Annotated in this window: 13 protein-coding genes; 10 read left to right on the top strand and 3 right to left on the bottom strand. The window is 64.0% G+C overall.

Features of this window, described 5'->3' with window-relative positions; genetic code table 11:
* Window positions 1-62: 62 nt before the first annotated feature.
* Window positions 63-539 (bottom strand): transcription elongation factor GreA, encoded by a 477-nt coding sequence (greA, locus tag ASG39_RS01970; protein ID WP_062592294.1) that lies wholly within the window; start codon window positions 537-539, stop codon window positions 63-65.
* Window positions 540-778: 239 nt separating this feature from the next.
* Between greA and ASG39_RS01975 the strand changes: the two genes are divergently transcribed.
* From ASG39_RS01975 to ASG39_RS01985, 3 genes are all read left to right on the top strand, one after another.
* A complete protein-coding gene (locus ASG39_RS01975) occupies window positions 779-1,075 on the top strand; it encodes a hypothetical protein (RefSeq protein ID WP_062592296.1) in 297 nt (98 codons plus the stop codon).
* 24 nt (window positions 1,076-1,099) lie between these two features.
* Window positions 1,100-1,444 (top strand): hypothetical protein, encoded by a 345-nt coding sequence (locus tag ASG39_RS01980; RefSeq protein ID WP_062592297.1) that lies wholly within the window; start codon window positions 1,100-1,102, stop codon window positions 1,442-1,444.
* Window positions 1,445-1,534: 90 nt separating this feature from the next.
* A complete protein-coding gene (locus ASG39_RS01985) occupies window positions 1,535-2,572 on the top strand; it encodes an alpha/beta fold hydrolase (RefSeq protein WP_062592299.1) in 1,038 nt (345 codons plus the stop codon).
* Between the two features lie 97 nt (window positions 2,573-2,669).
* Here the strand turns inward: ASG39_RS01985 and carB are convergent, their stop codons facing one another.
* Complete coding sequence (gene carB, locus ASG39_RS01990; protein WP_062592301.1) at window positions 2,670-6,155, bottom strand: carbamoyl-phosphate synthase large subunit; 3,486 nt, start codon at window positions 6,153-6,155, stop codon at window positions 2,670-2,672.
* 368 nt (window positions 6,156-6,523) lie between these two features.
* On the opposite strand from carB, the gene ASG39_RS01995 reads away from it, so the two are divergent.
* From ASG39_RS01995 to ASG39_RS02010, 4 genes are all read left to right on the top strand, one after another.
* A complete protein-coding gene (locus tag ASG39_RS01995; protein WP_062592303.1) occupies window positions 6,524-7,435 on the top strand; it encodes a neutral zinc metallopeptidase in 912 nt (303 codons plus the stop codon).
* A gap of 120 nt (window positions 7,436-7,555) precedes the next feature.
* Complete coding sequence (locus ASG39_RS02000) at window positions 7,556-9,469, top strand: PhoX family phosphatase (protein WP_062592305.1); 1,914 nt, start codon at window positions 7,556-7,558, stop codon at window positions 9,467-9,469.
* A 288-nt stretch (window positions 9,470-9,757) separates the two neighbouring features.
* Entirely contained in the window at window positions 9,758-10,990 is a 1,233-nt protein-coding gene (locus tag ASG39_RS02005) for a TCR/Tet family MFS transporter (protein WP_062592307.1), read from the top strand.
* 163 nt (window positions 10,991-11,153) lie between these two features.
* Window positions 11,154-12,542 carry an MATE family efflux transporter gene (locus ASG39_RS02010; protein WP_062592309.1) on the top strand — a complete coding sequence of 463 codons (1,389 nt, stop codon included), beginning with the start codon at window positions 11,154-11,156 and terminating at the stop codon, window positions 12,540-12,542.
* Window positions 12,543-12,790: 248 nt separating this feature from the next.
* Here the strand turns inward: ASG39_RS02010 and carA are convergent, their stop codons facing one another.
* Entirely contained in the window at window positions 12,791-13,999 is a 1,209-nt protein-coding gene (gene carA, locus ASG39_RS02015) for a glutamine-hydrolyzing carbamoyl-phosphate synthase small subunit (RefSeq protein ID WP_062593332.1), read from the bottom strand.
* A gap of 354 nt (window positions 14,000-14,353) precedes the next feature.
* Between carA and ASG39_RS02020 the strand changes: the two genes are divergently transcribed.
* The 3 genes from ASG39_RS02020 to recQ all read left to right on the top strand — a co-directional run bounded on the left by ASG39_RS02020 (window position 14,354) and on the right by recQ (window position 19,268).
* Complete coding sequence (locus ASG39_RS02020; protein WP_062592311.1) at window positions 14,354-14,812, top strand: GatB/YqeY domain-containing protein; 459 nt, start codon at window positions 14,354-14,356, stop codon at window positions 14,810-14,812.
* Between the two features lie 144 nt (window positions 14,813-14,956).
* Window positions 14,957-17,020, top strand: a complete 2,064-nt coding sequence (gene dnaG / locus ASG39_RS02025; RefSeq protein WP_062593334.1) for a DNA primase — start codon at window positions 14,957-14,959, stop codon at window positions 17,018-17,020.
* 319 nt (window positions 17,021-17,339) lie between these two features.
* Complete coding sequence (recQ, locus tag ASG39_RS02030; protein WP_082476930.1) at window positions 17,340-19,268, top strand: DNA helicase RecQ; 1,929 nt, start codon at window positions 17,340-17,342, stop codon at window positions 19,266-19,268.
* Window positions 19,269-19,411: the final 143 nt, after the last annotated feature.

The following is a 19,411-nucleotide window of genomic DNA, read 5'->3' on the forward strand; positions in this document are numbered from 1 at the left end:
GGCGCCCGGAATCAGAACGGCTCCCGATACAGGATCGGGAGCCGCATCCATGGAACTTGCCATCAACCCCAGTTGATGGCGAGAATCTCATAGGCCTTGGAGCCGCCGGGGGCGACGACTTCGATCGAATCGCCAACTTCCTTGCCGATCAGCGCGCGCGCAATCGGTGAGGAAATGGAGATGCGGCCCTGCTTCACATCGGCTTCCTGGTCGCCGACGATCTGGTACGTCTTGTTCTCCTCGGTGTCCTCGTCGATCAGCTTGACGGTGGCGCCGAACTTGATCTTGGAGCCGGACATCTTGGAGAGGTCGATGACCTCGGCGCGCGCCACATAGTCCTCGACCTCGCCGATACGGCCTTCGTTGTGGCTCTGCGCTTCCTTGGCTGCGTGGTATTCGGCATTTTCCGAAAGGTCGCCATGGGCGCGCGCTTCGGCAATCGCCTCGATGATCCGCGGCCGCTCTTCCTGCTGGCGCCAGCGCAGCTCTTCCTGCAGCTTGGCAAAACCGCTCTGCGTCATCGGTACTTTTTCGACCATTTCCAACGTCCTTCATGGTGCGCGCCGGGCCTGCGCAGGCAGGCCCGAAGCAAAATAAAACGGCATCCGGAGCGTCAACTCCGGAACCGTTCAAAACATCAAGGCATCAACTATAGCAGAAAGGGCCTGTGGGAAGCCAGATCTTTCGAAGAATGTGCAAGGTGCGACGGGCACCGGCAGCGTCTTCAGGAACCAACCGGGCCCGGCGACCGTTGGATCCGATAATATGGAGCATGCCGATGAACCCCGCATTTCCCGAGCAATCCCCCGAGCAGATCGACGGACGCCTCAACGCCTATCGTCGCCTCCTGATCGGCCTCATGACCTATGTCGCACGCGATCCCGATGGACGCGACATGCTGCAAGCCATCGCGCGCGACACCGAGGTTGTCGCCGACCACGAGGAGGATCCCGGGGTGATGCCGGACGAGGGCTTCGCCGGCCAGAATCACACCGACGAGGAAATCCGCACCCTCATCGCCACGGCTTTGACACGCGCCGAAGCGCTCGCCGCGGCCCGATCGACAGCGCCCTGAGCTTCAGAGAGGAGAGCCTTCATCATGAATCCGATCGAAAAACGACCGCTTCGTCTCTATCGTCTCGTTCCTTCGGCAGGGCCGGGCGATCCCGGCTGGGGCAACGCGCCGAGCCAGGGCGATATCGTCGTTCGTGCCGAATCGCCCGCCGATGCCCGCATCGTGGCTGCAGAGGCCGAACTCGATTTCACCGAGATCGACGCCAAGCCGGCAGAGGGCACGGATACGCGCATGGCCAGCGCTTTCCGAAACGAGAAGCTGTATACGGTGATCGAGGAACCGTTGGATTCTGCGCTTGAAAACGAAGGGGAACGTGGGGTCGTGCAGGGGACGGTTTCGGTTGGAACGATCCGGCCGACACAGATCTGATACCCATCGGGCCTAAAGACAGACCCGTATACATTTCATTAGAAATATTAAATACTCCCTCTGGTTTATTTTGATTGGGGGAATATTGCAATGACCGACACCTACGTGATCTGCGCCCGGAAGCGCAATGGGGACGTCTTCACCAGCGAACCGGGGCCTGTTCGATTCCTGAAAGTGCCTTCCACCGTCAAGACGTTCTATGACAGCTCGCATGTCGTTGCGAACCCGAAGATCTGGGCCGGGGAGGTGCAGGCGCTTGCGGACGGAGACGAAAATCCCAATTCCATCGCGCCGACGGGTGACGTCCTGGTGTTCATCCATGGCTATAACAACAGCATGGAAGACATCCTTCGCCGGACCCGACAGCTGAGCAAGGATCTGCGCGCGGAGGGCTGGCGCGGCCAGGTCGTGGCTTTCGACTGGCCGAGCGCCAATCAGACGCTCAATTATCTCGAAGACCGATGGGACGGATCGCAGGTTGCCATCTCACTCGTCAGCAAGGCCATTCGTCTGCTCAGCGAGGGCCAGAAGGCGGATTGCCGGACGAACGTTCATCTGCTCGCCCATTCCGCAGGGGCCTATGTGGCGATGGAGGCTTTTCTTCAGGCGGAGAAGGACGGTCCTTTGCGAAACACGCCGTGGCGCATCGGACAGGTGGCCTTCATCTCGGGAGACGTCTCGATGAACAGCCTGTCGGTCAAGAGCGACTGGAGTGGCCCGATGTTCGCGCGGATCATGCGGCTCACCAATTATTACAATCCGTTCGATGCGGCGCTTGCCGTTTCGACCGCCAAACGGCTGGGCGTCTCGCCGCGGGCCGGACGGCGCGGGCTGCCGGCGGATGCGCCGGACAAGGCAGTTGCGGTCAACTGCGGACCATACTTCAAGGGATTGCAGCCGGATGCGAGCTTCGCCCATGTCTCCTGGACCCACTCCTGGTACATCGGCAACCGAGTGTTCGCGCGCGATCTCGCGATGACGCTGGAGGGGGCGATCGACCGGGACTTCATTCCCACACGCGAGCGGATCGGCGGAGAGCTGTGCCTTGCCGATCACCCGCGCCCCGTCTTCCAGAGCCAGTGGGACATCAAGTCGACCGCGCAGATGACCGAGCGGCATATCCGGTAATCGATGCCCCAAGACCGAGGAAGGTCACAGACCCGCAACGGTCGCCGACCATAAGAACGGCGCCTCCAGTTTGGAAACGCCGTTCCGTTCATGCGCGTCAGAAGTAGCTCTGCAGCGGGCGGACTTCGAGGTTGCCGGCCTTCAGCGCCTTGATCGCGGCGGCGGCTGCTTCTGCACCGGACATCGTCGTATAGTAGGGAACCTTCTGCATCAGCGTGGCGCGGCGGAGCGACTTCGAGTCCGAGATCGCCTTGTTGCTGTCGGTCGTGTTGATGACGAGCTGGACCTGTCGGTTGCGGATGGCGTCCTCGATATGCGGACGACCCTCCTGAACCTTGTTGATCTTGGTCGTGGTAATGCCGTTGGCTTCCAGGAAGCGGGCCGTGCCGCCGGTTGCCAGCACCTTGAAGCCGATATCGGTCAGGATACGGATGGCCGGGAGCACACCGTCCTTGTCGCCATCGCGCACGGAGACGAAGACCGTGCCTTCGCGCGGCAGATCGACACCGGCGCCAAGCTGGGCCTTGGCGAAGGCGAGCGCGAAATCGGTGTCGAGGCCGATGACCTCACCCGTCGAGCGCATTTCCGGGCCGAGCAGGATATCGACGCCCGGGAAGCGGGCGAAGGGGAACACGGCTTCCTTGACGGCGATATGCTTCAGCGCACGCGGATCGGGTTTGCCGCCATAGGCCGCGAAGCACTGGTCGAGCGTTTCGCCGGCCATGACGCGTGCGGCGATCTTGGCGATCGGCGCGCCGATGGTTTTTGCGACGAAGGGCACCGTGCGCGAGGCGCGCGGATTGACCTCGAGCACGTAGACCGTGCCGTCCTTGATCGCGAACTGCACGTTCATCAGGCCGCCGACCTTCAGCGCCTTGGCCATGGCTTTCGCCTGACGCTCCAGCTCGTCGAGCATGTCGTTGGAGAGCGTGCGCGGGGGCAGGGAGCAGGCGCTGTCGCCCGAATGGATGCCGGCTTCCTCGATATGCTCCATGATGCCGGCGACGTAGACGTCCTTGCCGTCGGAGATGCAATCGACGTCCACTTCGATGGCGTTTGCCAGGTAGCTGTCGAAGAGCAGCGGGTTCTTGCCGAGCAGCGTGTTGATCTGTCCGGTCTTGTCGTTCGGGTAGCGCTGCTTGATGTCTTCCGGCACGAGTTCGGGAACCGTGTCGAGCAGATAGGTCTGCAGCATGCTTTCCGAGTGGATGATCTGCATGGCGCGGCCGCCGAGCACATAGGACGGACGCACGACCAGCGGGAAGCCGATCTCCGATGCCACAAGACGGGCCTGCTCGACCGAATAGGCGATGCCGTTGTTCGGCTGGTTGAGGTCGAGCTTCATCAGGAGCTTCTGGAAGCGGTCGCGGTCCTCGGCAAGGTCGATCATGTCGGGCGCGGTGCCGAGGATCGGAATGCCGTTTTTCTCCAGTGCTTCGGCCAGCTTCAGCGGAGTCTGGCCGCCGAACTGCACGATGACGCCGACGAGCTCGCCCTTTTCCTGCTCCATCTTGAGGATCTCGATCACGTCCTCGGCCGTCAGCGGCTCGAAGTAAAGCCGGTCGGACGTGTCGTAGTCGGTGGAGACCGTTTCCGGGTTGCAGTTGATCATGATGGCTTCGAAGCCGGCATCCTTCAGGGCGAAGGCGGCATGGCAGCAGCAATAGTCGAATTCGATGCCCTGGCCGATGCGGTTCGGTCCGCCGCCGAGGATGACGACCTTCTTGCGGTCGGAAATGCCGGCTTCGCTGCGCGTCTGGCCGACGAAGGGCGTCTCGTAGGTCGAGTACATATAGGCGGTCGGCGAGGCGAACTCGGCTGCGCAGGTGTCGATGCGCTTGTAGACCGGGCGCACGTCGAGCGCGTTGCGCTTCTCGGCGACTTCCTTCGGGCGCTTGCCCGAGAGCGTTGCGAGACGCGCGTCGGAGAAGCCCATGGCCTTCAGCATGCGCAGGTTTCCGGCATCGTCCGGCAGGCCGTGCTCGCGAATGCGGGCTTCCATGTCCACGATGGCCTTGAGCTGGGCGATGAACCAGGGGTCGATCTTGGAGCCGTCATGCACGTCGGCCTCCGACATGCCGAGGCGCAGCGCCTGGGCAACCATGCGCAGCCGGTCGGGCGTGGGCGTGCCGATGGCGGCGCGGATGGCGTTGCGTCCGTCGCTGCCGTCGTCGAGGCCGGGGATCTCGATCTCGTCGAGGCCGGTCAGTCCGGTTTCCATGCCGCGCAGGGCCTTCTGCAGCGATTCGGCAAACGTCCGGCCGATCGCCATGACCTCGCCGACCGACTTCATGGCCGTCGTCAGGACAGGCGAGGCGCCCGGGAATTTCTCGAAGGCAAAGCGCGGGATCTTGGTGACGACATAGTCGATCGAGGGCTCGAACGAGGCAGGCGTCGCGTCGCCCGTGATGTCGTTTTCCAGCTCGTCCAGCGTATAGCCGACTGCAAGCTTGGCGGCGATCTTGGCGATCGGGAAGCCGGTGGCCTTGGAGGCGAGCGCCGAGGAGCGGGAGACGCGGGGGTTCATCTCGATGACCACGAGGCGACCGTCCTTGGGGTTCACGGCGAACTGCACGTTCGAGCCGCCGGTCTCCACGCCGATCTCGCGCAGCACCGCGATCGAGGCGTTGCGCATGATCTGGTATTCCTTGTCGGTCAAGGTCAGCGCGGGTGCGACGGTGATCGAGTCGCCGGTGTGCACGCCCATCGGGTCGATGTTCTCGATCGAGCAGATGATGATGCAGTTGTCCGCCGTGTCGCGGACGACCTCCATCTCGTATTCCTTCCAGCCGAGCACCGATTCCTCGATCAGCACTTCGGTGGTGGGCGAGGCGTCGAGGCCCGAGGAAACGATCTCGAAAAATTCCGAGCGGTTATAGGCGATGCCGCCGCCGGTGCCGCCGAGCGTGAAGGAGGGGCGGATGATGGTGGGAAGGCCGATCTGGTCGATGGCCTGGGCGGCCAGCGCCATGGCATGGCTCATGTAGCGCTGCTTGCGGTCTGTCTCGCCGAGGTTCCACTCGTTCTCCAGCGTGTCGAGGGCGCTGTCCAGATCGGAGCCAGACAGCGTCTCCCGGAGCTTGCTGCGCTCCGCCTCGTGCGTCTTGCGGTCGGCCTCCTTGATGTCGGTGGCGTTGGCCAGCATCGACCTCGGGGTTTCCAGGCCGATGCGGGCCATCGCTTCGCGGAACAGAGCGCGGTCCTCGGCCATGTCGATGGCCGCAGGCTTTGCGCCGATCATCTCGACATTGTAGCGGTCGAGAACGCCCATGCGCTTCAGGGAGAGCGCGGTGTTGAGTGCCGTCTGCCCGCCCATGGTCGGCAGCAGCGCGTCGGGGCGTTCCTTGGCGATGATCTTCGCCACGACTTCCGGCGTGATCGGCTCGACATAGGTCGCGTCCGCCAGGCCCGGATCGGTCATGATGGTCGCCGGGTTGGAGTTGACCAGGATGACCCGGAACCCTTCTTCCTTCAGTGCTTTGCAGGCCTGTGTTCCCGAATAGTCGAACTCGCATGCCTGGCCGATGACGATCGGTCCAGCGCCGATGATGAGGATGGACTTGATGTCTTGGCGCTTGGGCATGATGTCGGTTCCGCTTTTCAGGCTGCGCGAAAAGCCGGCTCCGATGGCGGGTGTCCATCGGCCGGTCGTGCAGGCTCACGTCTTTAAGGCTAGAAGGGGCTTATAGGGAAATGGGCGCGGGTGCGAAACCCCGAAATCGCGATCACAACAGGAAAATCGACGCAGAAGCGCGCCCCGTGACGCCACTGCGAACTCGACTGAGGCCATGCCCCCTGCGGTCGCAGCGGCGTGGCAAAGAGCGCCATCCCAGATGCTTTTCCGGCCGGTCGGCATCTCGACGCGCATTTCGCGAGGGAGGACGTAGGCTTTCCGGCGAAGCGCTCTATATCGCACTTACCAAAAACGCTTATCCAAGGGAGTGGACCGCCATGGAATGGAAGGGCCGTCGCCAGTCGAGCAACGTCGAAGATCAGAGCGGCTCCGGCCCCGTGCGGGGCGGTTTCGGTCGGGGTGGCGGTTTCCGCATCCCGATGGGCGGCGGACGCGGCGGCGGGTTGAGCATCGGCACCATCATCTTCCTCGTGGTCATCTACCTCATCTTCAAGGCCATGGGCATCGACCTTCTGCAGGTTCTCGACGGGGGCCAGACGGGGCAGTCCGGCTACGAGCAGAGCCAGGGCAGCACGCCGGGCACGGCCCAGCAGGAGGAGACCAAAGCCTTCATCAAGACCGTTCTCGCCGAGACCGAGGATACGTGGAACGGCATCTTCCAGGCGAACGGCCAGACCTATCGCGAGCCGACGCTGGTGTTCTTCACTGGCGGCGTGCAGTCGGCCTGCGGTCAGGCATCGGCCGCCTCGGGGCCGTTCTACTGCCCGGGCGACCAGAAGGTCTATCTCGACACCTCGTTCTTCGACGAGCTTTCCCAGCGCTTTCAGGCCTCGGGCGATTTCGCGCAAGCCTATGTGGTCGCGCATGAAGTCGGGCACCATGTCCAGAACCTGCTCGGGACGCTGCCGAAGGTCAACGAGCAGCGGCAGGGCATGGACGAGGCGTCGTCCAACGAGCTGTCCGTGCGGACCGAGCTCCAGGCCGATTGCTATGCCGGCATCTGGGGCAAGTACACGCAGCAGAAGGGTCTGCTCGAGCAGGGCGATCTTGAGGAGGCGTTGAACGCCGCGACCCAGATCGGCGACGACACGCTGCAGAAGCGGACCCAGGGCTATGTCGTGCCGGAAAGCTTCAATCATGGCACGTCGCAGCAGCGGGCGACCTGGTTCAAGCGCGGCTTCGACAGCGGGCAGTTGCAGGCCTGCGACACGTTCAACAATCCGGTCTGACGGATTTTTCTCGGGTAGCATGGCACGCGGACGAATCTTGTCTTCCGCGTGCCCGCTGTCTCCCGCATGTCATGAGCGGCCGCTAATCCAGGCGCATTCCAACGCACCAGGAGCGCTTTCATGGCACACGGTCCCAGCACGTCCTCGCCCGTCATCCGCGACATCATCGCGGCGCGGGCGTCCCGCCGAAGCTTTCTCAAGGGCTTTTCGGCCGTGGGAACCCTGGCTGCCACCGGCTCCGGCTTCGTCGGCTCGCTTTTCGCGGACGAGAGTTTCGCGGCATCCGCTGCCTCGACGTTGAAATTCACCGAACTGAAGCGCGTCTACGACAAGGACATGGCGGTCGCGCCCGGCTACAAGGCCGATGTGGTGGCGCGCTGGGGCGATCCGATGACCGGCGCCACCGCCGCCTTCGACGGAACCGTGCCTTCCGCCGCAGAGCAAATGGCCCGCTTCGGCTATAATTGCGACTACATCGCCTATATGCCGCTGCCGAAAGGCTCCACCAGCGCCGATCATGGCCTTCTCTGCGTCAATAACGAATATATCTCGCCGAACGTGATCTTTCCCGGGCTGACCGAGGACGATGCCGGGGCGAAGATGACGCGCGAACAGGTGGATTTCGGCATGGCCGCGATGGGCCACTCGATCGTCGAGGTGAAGATGGACAACGGTGCCTGGGCCATGGTCCAGGATAGCCCCTACAATCGCCGCCTGACGCTGGAGACGCCGATGGCGCTATCGGGCCCGGTCGCCGGCCACGATCTGGTCAGGACCACGGCCGATCCGGACGGCCGCCTCGTGCACGGCACCAACTATAATTGCGGCGGCGGGGTCACCCCCTGGGGCACGGTGCTGACCTGCGAGGAAGGCGCCTCGGATACCTTCGGCGGCAAGCCCGAGAGATCGACCATCGCGCCGGTGCTCGAGCGCTACGGGTTCGACGGCTCCGATGTCTACGGGCGCGCCCGTTTTCACGATCGTTTCGACATGACCAAGGAGCCGAACGAGCCCAACCGCTTCGACTGGGTGGTCGAGATCGATCCCTATGATCCCGCCTCCACGCCGATCAAGCGCACGGCGCTCGGGCGCATGAGCCACGAAGCCTCGACGGTCGTGCACAACAAGGACGGGCGGATCGTCATCTATATGGGCGATGACGACTACTTCGAATACACCTATCGTTTCGTCACCAAGGCGGCCTTCGATCCCGCAAAGCCGGAAACCTCGAAAGACATCCTCGACGACGGCATCCTGTCCGTTGCGCGTTTCGATGACGACGGTACGCTGCACTGGCTGCCGCTCGTTCACGGGCAGGGGCCGCTGACCGCCGAAAACGGCTTTGCGACGCAGGCGGACGTGCTTCTGAAGACGCGCCTTGCCGCCGACGCGCTCGGGGCGACGCCGATGGACCGGCCGGAAGACATGGAAACGAACCCGGTGACCGGCCGCGTCTACGCCGTGATGACCAAGAACAAGAAGCGCGCGCAGGACAAGCTGAACCCCGCGAACACGCGGCCGGAAAACCTGTGGGGCCATATCGTCGAGCTGATCCCGCCGGGGGGCCGAGGGCGCGATGCCGACCACACGGCAGAGGTCTACGCGTGGGACCTGTTCGTTCTCGCCGGCAATCCGGCCGATGCGGCCACCGGGTCGAGCTTCCATCCCGAAACCTCCGAGAATGGCTGGTTCGTCTGCCCCGACAATATCACCTTCGATCCCGCGGGCAGGCTCTGGGTTGCCACGGACGGCGCGAACGATTTCGGCCTTCCGGACGGGATCTACGGTATCGATACCGAGGGTCCGGCGCGTGGTCTGCCGAAACTGCTCTTCACCTGTCCCGCCGGTGCCGAGGCGACCGGGCCCTGCTTCACCCCGGATGGCAAGACCCTGTTCGTTTCCGTGCAACACCCCGCCGAGGATGCCGAGACGCTGGACAAAGCGGAAACGCTGTGGCCCGACTTCAAGGGCAGCCTGCCCCGGCCGTCGGTGATCGCCATCCGCAAGGCGGACGACGGCGCCGTCGGCGCCTGAACCTTCTGTTGCCCGGTGACCCGGCGATCGCGAAGGTCCGGGTCACTTTCCCGACGCTTGCCATCTGACGCGAGGCTGCCGACGCTCCAGGAATGCTCCGCGGGGTGAAGGCGCGGCCTCACGGCGCCTCGACAATGGTCGTTGCCTCGATGCCTGCTTGGTTCTACAGCAACGGCGAGCTGACCCATTCGCAGTGCGGGTCGCCCGCAAAAAGCGATGCCCGGGTCAACGGGCACGCGTCACGAGCCTCGCGTCGGGCGGCGCGGGGTGGGGGAAGGGGAGTTTGCGATGATCGATCCGGTGGCGGCGCGGCGAGGGCTTCTCCTCGTCTTCATGATCCTCTTTCTCGACATCATCGGCATCGCGATCATCATGCCCGTTCTCCCGGCCTTTCTGGCGGAACTGACGGGCGATTCGATCAGCGATACGGCGATCGACGGCGGGTGGCTTCTGCTCGTCTATTCCGGCATGCAGTTTCTGTTTGCGCCGCTGATCGGCAATCTCTCCGACAGGTTCGGGCGCCGGCCGGTGCTGCTGGCATCGGTGCTGACCTTTGCGATCGACAACCTCATCTGCGCGCTGGCAACCAGCTTCGGCATGCTGTTCGTCGGGCGCATTCTCGCCGGCATTTCCGGCGCCAGTTTTTCCACGGCCTCCGCGTTCATTGCCGACGTGTCCGATGACAGCAATCGTGCCAAGAATTTCGGCCTGATCGGCATCGCCTTCGGCACCGGCTTTGCGCTCGGCCCTGTGATCGGCGGCGCGCTGGGCGAGTTCGGGCCGCGCGTGCCGTTTTATGGTGCGGCGCTGCTTTCGTTCATCAATTTCATCATCGCGTTTTTCCTGCTGCCGGAAACGCTGGAGCGCAAGCATCGCCGGCGTTTCGAATGGCGTCGCGCCAATCCGCTCGGCGCGCTTCGCCAGATGCGAAGCTATCCCGGTATCGGCTGGGTGCTGCTGGTGTTCTTCCTCTACTGGCAGGCCCATGCGGTCTATCCCTCCGTCTGGTCCTTCGTCGCGACCTATCGCTATGGCTGGAGCGAGGGACAGATCGGCCTGTCGCTCGGCGTCTTCGGGATCTGCAGCGCGATCGTCATGGCATTCGTCCTGCCGCGCGTCATTCCCGTGCTCGGCGAGTGGCGCTCCGGTGCGCTGGGGCTGATCTTCTGCTGTGCCGGCCTGATCGGCTATGCCTTCGCGTTTCAGGGCTGGATGGTCTATGCCGTGATCGCTGCCACCTGCCTCGAGGCACTGGCCGATCCGCCGCTCCGCTCGATTGCGGCGGCGAAAGTTCCGCCGTCGGCGCAGGGTGAGCTGCAGGGTGCGCTTTCCAGCATCTCCTCCTTCACGACGATCCTCGGGCCGCTGATGTTCGCGCATATCTTCAGCAGCTTTACCGCGCCGGGCGCATCCATACGCTTTGCCGGCGCGCCCTACATCCTTTCCGCCGTCCTGATCGCCGGCGCCGTCTATCTCTACGTCACGCGGCTGAAATCGGACGGTGTCTCGCGGCAGACATGACCTGAAAGGGTCGAAACCGCTTTAAAAACGATCAATCTCCGTGATGTTTCGATGAAATTCGCAGCATTGCACGCCGATGTCTGGAGGTTTTCCACCATTCAGGCTATGAGCGAGGCGTCGCGCGAGCCCATTCCGGCCGCGACGGACCAGAGGCTTTTCGATCATGCTGACGTCAACGCACCCCGCTGCGGGCGATATCCGTTGGGACAATTCCTGGACAGCGCACTTTCGCGGAAGCGTCATTCTCGGCGTGCCCTTCGTTGCCGCGCAGATCGCGCAGCTCGCCATCAACACCACGGATGTGGTGATGGTCGGCAGACTGGGCGCGACCGAGCTTGCCTCGATCATCATCGCGACGCAGATGTTCTTCACCATCTTCGTTTTCGGCTCCGGCTTTTCCAATGCCGTCGTTCCCATGGTGGCCCAGGCCGTCGGGCGTGGTGACGTCGTTTCCACGCGGCGTTCGGTGCGCATGGGCATGTGGGCCGTGCTGATCTATGGCGTCCTGACGGCGCCGTTCCTGTGGATGGCCGAGCCGATTCTGCTGTTTGCCGGACAGCAGCCGGAGGTGGCGGAGAAGGCGGCAGGCTATCTGCACGTGGCGCAATGGGCGATCTTCCCGAGCCTCGTCTTCATGGTCCTGCGCGCCTTTCTCAGCGGTCTGGAGCGGGCAGGGATCATTCTCTACATCACCTTGATCACGCTCGTGCTCAATGCGGGCCTCTGCTACCTTTTGATCTACGGCCATTTCGGTTTTCCAGCGCTCGGCATGGTCGGGGCGGCTTGGGCCGCTCTGACCGTCGCGGTTCTCGGCCTCGTGCTCGCCATCGTCTATATCCAGCGGCATGAAGAGCTGCGACGCTTCGAACTGTTCGTGCGCTTCTGGAACCCCGATTGGCATGCGCTGAAGGAGGTCGTGTTGCTCGGACTGCCGATCGCCCTGACGATCCTTGCCGAAGTCAGCCTCTTCACCGTCGCCTCGCTGCTCATGGGCACGATCGGCACGGTGGAACTGGCCGCGCATGGCATCGCCCTGCAATTTGCCTCCGTCGCCTTTATGATCCCGCTCGGGCTCGCCCAGGCTGCGACCGTGCGCGTCGGTCTGGCCTACGGCCGCGGCGACATGGAGGGCGTGCGGCGTGCGGGCATCGCCGCCCTTGCGCTCGGCACCCTCTGTGCCGCGATCGGCTCCACGCTGTTTGCGGTCATTCCCTATGCTCTTGCAGCGCTGTACCTCGACACCAGCCGCGCGGATGCCGCCATGGTGCTCGCCTATGCCGGCCCGCTGATCGTGATCGCCGGTGCCTTCCAGCTCGTCGATGGTCTGCAGGCGATCGCTGCGGGCATGCTGCGCGGGCTGAAGGACACGACCGTGCCGATGTTGCTCGCGCTCATCTCCTATTGGCCGATCGGCTTCTTCTCGGCTTGGCTCTTCGCATTTCCGCTGGGGCTTGGCGGGCAGGGTGTGTGGTACGGGTTCTCGCTCGGCCTTCTGGCTGCAGCCTGCCTGCTGAACGCACGGTTCTTCCGGATCGTTCGCAAGCTCAAGTGAGCGTGAGGTTCGTCGCGCAAGACCGTGGAGCAGTTTTGCGCTGGCGACAGGCGCAGATGACGACATGTGCAAGGCAAGGACCGGAAGCGCGCCAAACTGAGAGATCGCGACGGGCTTTAAGGGCCTGGCCGGCGCCCTTCGCGCCGGCGTGAATGCTGCTCCGGCCAGCTACGCCCCGCCAGGCGTGACGGGTCGGCGTGGGGCCTGGGTATCAAGCCCCCGTTTTCGGAGCAGACGGCCTGTCGCCCTCAGGCGCGTTCCGCCAGTGCTTCCTCGCCCTTCTTCTCGCGCAGCAGATTGACGAAGCGGCGGAAAAGATAATGGCTATCCTGCGGGCCGGGCGAGGCTTCCGGATGGTGCTGGACGGAGAAAACCGGCTTGCCGGAAAGACGCAGCCCGCAATTGGTGCCATCGAACAGCGAAACATGGGTCTCTTCGACGCCGGCCGGCAGAGAAGCGGAGTCCACCGCGAATCCGTGGTTCATGGAGACGATCTCGACCTTGCCGGTCGTATGGTCCTTTACCGGATGGTTTGCACCATGATGGCCCTGATGCATCTTCTCGGTCTTGCCGCCGAGGGCCAGGCCCAGCATCTGATGGCCGAGGCAGATGCCGAACACCGGAATGTTGGTCTCGATCAGCTCGCGGATGACGGGTACGGCATATTCGCCGGTTGCCGCCGGGTCTCCCGGACCGTTCGACAGGAAGACGCCATCCGGATTGAGCGCCAGGACGTCGTCCTTGCTCGCCGTCGCCGGCACGACCGTGACCTTGCAGTCGAGGCCGGTGAAGAGGCGCAGGATGTTGCGCTTGACGCCGTAGTCGATGCAGACGACGTGATACTTCGCCGCATCTGCGGACAGCGTGTCGGTGCCTTCGTTCCAGACCCAGGGTTTTTCGTTCCAGATGGAGGATTGGCCGGATGTCGCCACCTTGGCGAGATCGAGGCCCTCGAGGCCGCTCCAGTCCTTCGCCATCGCCTTCAGCGCGTCGAGATCGAACTGCCCGTTGGCATCATGGGCGATGACCGCGTTCGGTGCGCCGTTTTCGCGGATCCAGGCGGTCAGCGCGCGCGTGTCGACGCCGCACATGCCGATGATCCCGCGCGCCTTCAGCCAGACGTCGAGATGACGCGCGGCGCGGTAGTTGGAGGGGTCGGTGATATCGGCTTTGAAGATGACGCCGACCGCGCCGTGGCGGGCCGCCGGGGTCAGGTCCTCGATGTCTTCGTCGTTCGCGCCGACATTGCCGATATGGGGAAAGGTAAAGGTGACGATCTGGCCGAGATAGGACGGATCGGTCAGGATTTCCTGATAGCCGGTGAGCGCGGTGTTGAAGCAGACTTCGGCCGGAACGGCGCCCGTGGCCCCGATGCCCTTGCCTTCGATCACGGTGCCGTCCGCCAGGACGAGCATCGCGGTTGCGGTTTCGGTGGTCCATGGAGCGGTCATCGGCATCATCCCCTTTAGGCGAGGCAGCGAGAGAACGGGCCACCGGTTCGCCAAGCTTCTCAGCACCCGGTGCCGCCCGGCGCAGACGGGCGCGGGTCGCAATTCAGGTCTCTCTTGGTGCAGGTCCTCGACATAAGCGCGTGGTCGCGCGGGGTCAACCGTCGCGGCGGGAAATCCGCTGAATAATGCCGGCCTTGCCCAGCGTCGCGCGCAAGCTGCCCGGCCACGCCCCATTTTTTCGTGAAGCCCATTTGACGACGAACCCGTTTGTTGCCGCCCGGCCGATGGTCTATGAGAGCCGCCACGGCCACAGAACCATGACACACGACGACAGAGCCACGAGACACAAGGGAGATACGCATGCTGCGCGAAACGATCAACGATGCCTTGAAGACGGCCATGAAGGCCAAGGACGCCCGGCGGGTTTCGACGCTGCGGCTGGTGCAGGCGGCGCTCAAGGACCGCGACATTGCCAATCGCGGCGTCGGCAAGCCGGAGACGACCGATGACGAACTGCTGCAGATCCTTGCGAAGATGGTCAAGCAGCGCGAAGAATCGGCCAAGGTCTATGACGATGCCGGGCGGCCGGAGCTTGCGACGCACGAGCGCGAGGAAATCGCCATCATCGGCGATTTCCAGCCCGAACAGTTCTCCGAGGCGCAGGTGAAGGAGGTCGTGGCCACGGCGATTGCCGAGGCGCAGGCGACGGGTCCGAAGGACATGGGCAAGGTGATGGCGATCCTGAAGGAGCGGCATGCCGGCCAGATGGATTTCGCCAAGGCATCGGGCGTGCTGAAGGGCCTTCTCTCGGGCGCCTGAGATCCGCCGGCGGTCGCGTCTGCGGCAAGCTTCGGCGTGGCTGCTGCGTGTCGGGCTCCCGCGGCGCGAAGGATTGCCTGTGGATAGCGGTGAGGGATGTTGCGCGCTGTAGCGATACGGCGCGCAAGCGCCTATATCGAGGCCATGCGCTTTTCCCCGACCTTTCTCGAAGAAATCAAGGATCGTGTTCCGATTTCGGACGTGATCGGCAAGCGCGTGACCTGGGACCGGAAGAAGACCAATGCGTCCAAGGGCGACTACTGGGCCTGCTGCCCCTTCCATGGCGAGAAATCGCCGAGTTTCCACTGCGAAGACCGCAAGGGGCGCTACCACTGCTTCGGGTGCGGGGTATCGGGCGACCATTTTCGTTTTCTGAACGAACTCGACGGGATGAGTTTTCCCGAAGCCGTGCAACAGATCGCCGATCTCGCCGGTGTCGCCATGCCGCAGCCGGACGTGGAGGCGGAGAAGCGCGACAGGCAGCGCGCGACGCTGCAGGACGTCATGGAAATGGCGACGCAGTTCTTTCAGGATCAGCTGCAGACCGCGAATGGCGCGCGTGCCCGCGCCTATCTGCGCGACCGCGGACTGACCGGGCGCACGATCGAGACCTTCCGGCTCGGCTATGCACCGGAGAGCCGCAACGCCTTGAAGGAACATCTCGCCAATAAGGGGATCCCGCGCGAGCAGATCGAGGCCTGCGGTCTCGTGGTGCATGGTCCCGACATTGCGGTCTCCTACGACCGCTTTCGCGACAGGATCATGTTTCCCATCCTGTCGTCGCGCGAGAAGGTGATCGCGTTCGGCGGACGGGCCATGTCGAAGGATGCGCAGGCGAAATACCTGAATTCCAACGAGACCGAGCTCTTTCACAAGGGCAATGTGCTCTACAATTTCGCGCGCGCGCGCCGGACGCTCGGGGGCGCCGACGGCAACGAGACGATCATTGCGGTCGAAGGCTACATGGACGTGATCGCCCTCTATCAGGCGGGGATCGAGAACGCCGTGGCGCCGCTCGGCACCGCGCTGACGGAGAACCAGCTGGAGCTTCTCTGGAAGCTGACGCCGGAGCCGATCCTCTGTTTCGATGGCGACGGTGCCGGCATTCGGGCCGCCAACCGGGCGGTCGATCTCGCGTTGCCGCATCTCAAACCCGGCCGTTCCGTTCGCTTCGCGCTTCTGCCAGATGGCAAGGATCCCGACGATCTCGTGCGCGAGGAGGGACGGGCGCCGTTCGACCGCGTGCTTGCGGCAGCGCGCTCGCTTTCGGAAATGGTCTGGACGCGCGAAGTCCAGGCGGGCGGTTTCGAGACGCCGGAAAAGCGGGCGGAGCTGGAGGCGAAATTGAAGCAGATCGTCGCGGTGATCGGCGACGAGAGCGTTCGCCGGCACTACGGACAGGCCATGCGCGACCGGCTGAACACCTATCTGCGCGGGCCGCAGCGCTCCGGTTTTCAGGGCGGTGGCTATCAGGGGGGCGGCTATCAGGGTGGAAATTACGCGCGGGGCGGCGGGGCGGGCGGTTTCGCGTCCGGCGGCCAGAGAGGTGGCGGACAAGGCGGCGGCCGATCCGGTGGTCGCGGCGCTTTCGGCAAGGAGGCGGCGCCGATGCGCGGCCTTGCGGGCATCTCGGAACGGCTGGCGCGGTCTTCGATCGTCTCGGGCGTCCAGTCGCTGCCGCCGCTGAAGGAGAGCGTGCTGGCGCTGACCATCGTCAACCATCCCGAGGTGCTCTTTGCCGAATATGACGAGATTTCGGTCATCGACTATGAGAGCAAGGATCTGCAGCGCCTCTGGTCGCAGGTGCTCAATGCCGCTGCGGCAAAGGGGCCGCGCCTGACGCGCGAGATGCTGGTGGAGAACCTCGAGGCTGCCGGCTTTACGGGCCTCCTCGCCATGCTCGACCAGCAGGTCCGCTTCGCCCGTCTCTGGATCGCGACGCAGGCGGCCGATCCGGCCGATGCGCTGGAAGGATATCGGCAGGCGCTGGCGCTGCACAAACGCACGAAGGCGCTTCTCTGGCAACGGCGCGAGCTGGAGCGCGACCTGGCGCGCGCGACGGAAGATGGCGACGACGAACTGGCAAGCCTTGTCCTGCGCAATCTGGAAGAGGTGCAGAACGAGGTCGAACGCCTGGAGAATCAGGAGGCGATTATCGAGGGGTTCGGCGTGCTGTCCGGTCGGGTCAAAGGGCCGGGCGCGAAATGACGGATGGACGGTCGAGGTCATTGCGCTCCTCCTCAAGTGGGTCGCGATCTTTCACGTTTTGATCTTTGCGTTTCCGGCCGTGTCCGTGACTGTGCAACACGCGACCACCCCGGGTCCGCACAGACAGCGGCATTCCTGCATAAGGAAACCCTAATTCATATTTTGAACAAAGCAAGAACAAATTCCTTTTCTTTTCCCTCTCTTTGTGTATTCTCGGAGCCACGCCGGATGGCAGGCAGGTGCACGCTGCTGTGGTCATCCTGGTGTTCGGCGGCCAGCGCCCTCGCGCCGGCTGGTGGAATCGTGCAGAATGGCGTTCATGACATCTTCTCCAGTGCCGTCTCTTCAGACCCGTAACGATCCGCCTTTCGACGCGCCGTCCGCTGCGCCTGCAGCCCACCGGCGAGGGGATGGGCAGACGACGTTTCGGGCATCCGGCAAGGCGCCGCTGGAGGTGCTGAAATCCGTCTACGGCTATTCCGTCTTCCGCGGGCAGCAGGGTGATGTGGTCGATCACGTGGTCTCCGGCGGGGATGCGGTGGTTTTGTTTCCGACGGGGGCGGGCAAGTCGCTCTGCTTCCAGGTGCCGGCGCTCTGCCGTTCGGGGCTCGGGATCGTGGTCTCGCCGCTGATCGCGCTGATGCGTGACCAGGTGGAGGCTCTGAAGGCGCTTGGCGTTCGCGCGGCGGCCCTGAATTCGTCGCTGTCGCGTGAGGATTTTCTCGACGTGCGCAGGTCGGTGCGCGACGGGACGCTCGATCTTCTCTACGTCACGCCGGAACGGATCGTCACGGACGGGTTCCGCGAGATGGTGGCGGGGGTCGAGATCGCGCTGTTTGCGATCGACGAGGCCCATTGCGTTTCGCAGTGGGGGCATGATTTCCGGCCGGAGTATCGCACGCTGGGGCAACTGGCGACGCTCTATCCGGGCGTGCCGCGCATGGCGCTGACGGCGACGGCCGATCCGCAGACGCGCGGGGATATCATCGAGCGGCTGGCGCTGTCGGACGCGCGGGTGTTCAGCTCCAGCTTCGACCGGCCGAACATCGCCTACGAGATCGTCGAGCGCGACCAGCCGCGCCAGCAATTGCTGCGCTTCCTATCGCGGCACAAGGGGGCGAGCGGTATCGTCTATTGCCTGTCGCGCGCGAAAGTGGAGGACACCGCGGAGTGGCTGAACGGGCAGGGAATCCGTTCGCTTGCCTATCATGCCGGTATGGACCGCGCCGTGCGCGACGCAAACCAAGACGCGTTCCTGAAGGAGGAAAATCTCTGCCTGGTGGCCACGGTCGCCTTCGGCATGGGGATCGACAAGCCGGATGTGCGCTATGTCGCGCATCTCGACCTGCCGGGGTCCGTCGAGGCCTATTACCAGGAGACGGGCCGTGCCGGTCGCGACGGCCAGCCGTCGCAGGCCTGGATGGCCTATGGCATGGCCGACGTGATCCAGCGGCGCAAGATGATCGACGAGGGCGGGGCGGCCGACGACATCAAGCGCATCGAACGCGGCAAGCTCGGATCGCTTCTCGGCATCTGCGAGACGGCCTCCTGCCGGCGGCAGGCGATCCTCGCGCATTTCGGCGAGCGGCATGCCGGCGGCTGCGGCAATTGCGACACCTGCCTCAATCCCGTCGAGACCTGGGATGGAACCGAGGCGGCGATCAAGGCGCTGGCGGCGGTCTATCGCACGGGCGAGCGTTTTGGCGCAGGCCACGTCATCGATGTGCTGACCGGCACGGTCAACGACAAGACGACGCGTTTCGGTCATGCCGATATGCCGGTGTTCGGGGCGGGCAAGGAGATCGCGGCCAAGACCTGGCAGTCGATCCTGCGGCAGTTGCTGGCCGCCGGTTTCCTCAGTGTCGATCATTCGGCCTTCGGCGCGCTGAAGCTGGAGCCGACGGCGCGCGGGGTGTTCAAGAAAGAGACCGAGGTTCGGTTCCGCAAGGACCGCCCGACCTCCGCCAAGGCTGCCCGCAATGCCCGATCGCCGGCCGCGCGCGAGAAGGCGGCGCTGGATGGGTCGGATCTCGAACTTTTCGAGGCGCTGAGGGCGGAGCGCGCCAATATTGCGCGCGGCATGAACGTGCCGCCTTATGTCGTCTTCCCCGATACGACGCTGATCGCGCTTGCCAAAATGCGGCCGGACGATGCGGACGATCTGCTTGATGTGCCGGGGATCGGGCAAAGCAAGAAGGAGCGGTTCGGCGAGCAGTTTCTGGAGGTGATCCGGACGTTTCGGGGGTAGTGTCCCCCGACCCGGAGACAGTTGCGCGTTCAAAATGCCGGATGATGGGATGCCGGCAGAGCGGACGTGCAGATGCGCGCATGGTCATGTCGAGTTGCGACAACGGGCGGTCCGGCAATAATCTCGCTCTATCCGTGCACGAT

Source organism: Rhizobium sp. Leaf371 (assembly GCF_001424045.1).
Classification (GTDB): Bacteria; Pseudomonadota; Alphaproteobacteria; order Rhizobiales; family Rhizobiaceae; genus Ferranicluibacter.

What these genes read in the sequence shown, in the direction of transcription:
- ASG39_RS02005 (WP_062592307.1), top strand. Translation starts at nt 9,758, where the DNA reads ATGATCGATCCGGTGGCGGCGCGGCGAGGGCTTCTCCTCGTCTTCATG.
- ASG39_RS01995 (WP_062592303.1), top strand. Translation starts at nt 6,524, where the DNA reads ATGGAATGGAAGGGCCGTCGCCAGTCGAGCAACGTCGAAGATCAGAGC.
- ASG39_RS02010 (WP_062592309.1), top strand. Translation starts at nt 11,154, where the DNA reads ATGCTGACGTCAACGCACCCCGCTGCGGGCGATATCCGTTGGGACAAT.
- recQ (WP_082476930.1), top strand. Translation starts at nt 17,340, where the DNA reads ATGACATCTTCTCCAGTGCCGTCTCTTCAGACCCGTAACGATCCGCCT.
- ASG39_RS01975 (WP_062592296.1), top strand. Translation starts at nt 779, where the DNA reads ATGAACCCCGCATTTCCCGAGCAATCCCCCGAGCAGATCGACGGACGC.
- carB (WP_062592301.1), bottom strand. Translation starts at nt 6,155, where the DNA reads ATGCCCAAGCGCCAAGACATCAAGTCCATCCTCATCATCGGCGCTGGA.
- carA (WP_062593332.1), bottom strand. Translation starts at nt 13,999, where the DNA reads ATGCCGATGACCGCTCCATGGACCACCGAAACCGCAACCGCGATGCTC.
- ASG39_RS01980 (WP_062592297.1), top strand. Translation starts at nt 1,100, where the DNA reads ATGAATCCGATCGAAAAACGACCGCTTCGTCTCTATCGTCTCGTTCCT.
- dnaG (WP_062593334.1), top strand. Translation starts at nt 14,957, where the DNA reads ATGCGCTTTTCCCCGACCTTTCTCGAAGAAATCAAGGATCGTGTTCCG.
- greA (WP_062592294.1), bottom strand. Translation starts at nt 539, where the DNA reads ATGGTCGAAAAAGTACCGATGACGCAGAGCGGTTTTGCCAAGCTGCAG.
- ASG39_RS02020 (WP_062592311.1), top strand. Translation starts at nt 14,354, where the DNA reads ATGCTGCGCGAAACGATCAACGATGCCTTGAAGACGGCCATGAAGGCC.
- ASG39_RS01985 (WP_062592299.1), top strand. Translation starts at nt 1,535, where the DNA reads ATGACCGACACCTACGTGATCTGCGCCCGGAAGCGCAATGGGGACGTC.
- ASG39_RS02000 (WP_062592305.1), top strand. Translation starts at nt 7,556, where the DNA reads ATGGCACACGGTCCCAGCACGTCCTCGCCCGTCATCCGCGACATCATC.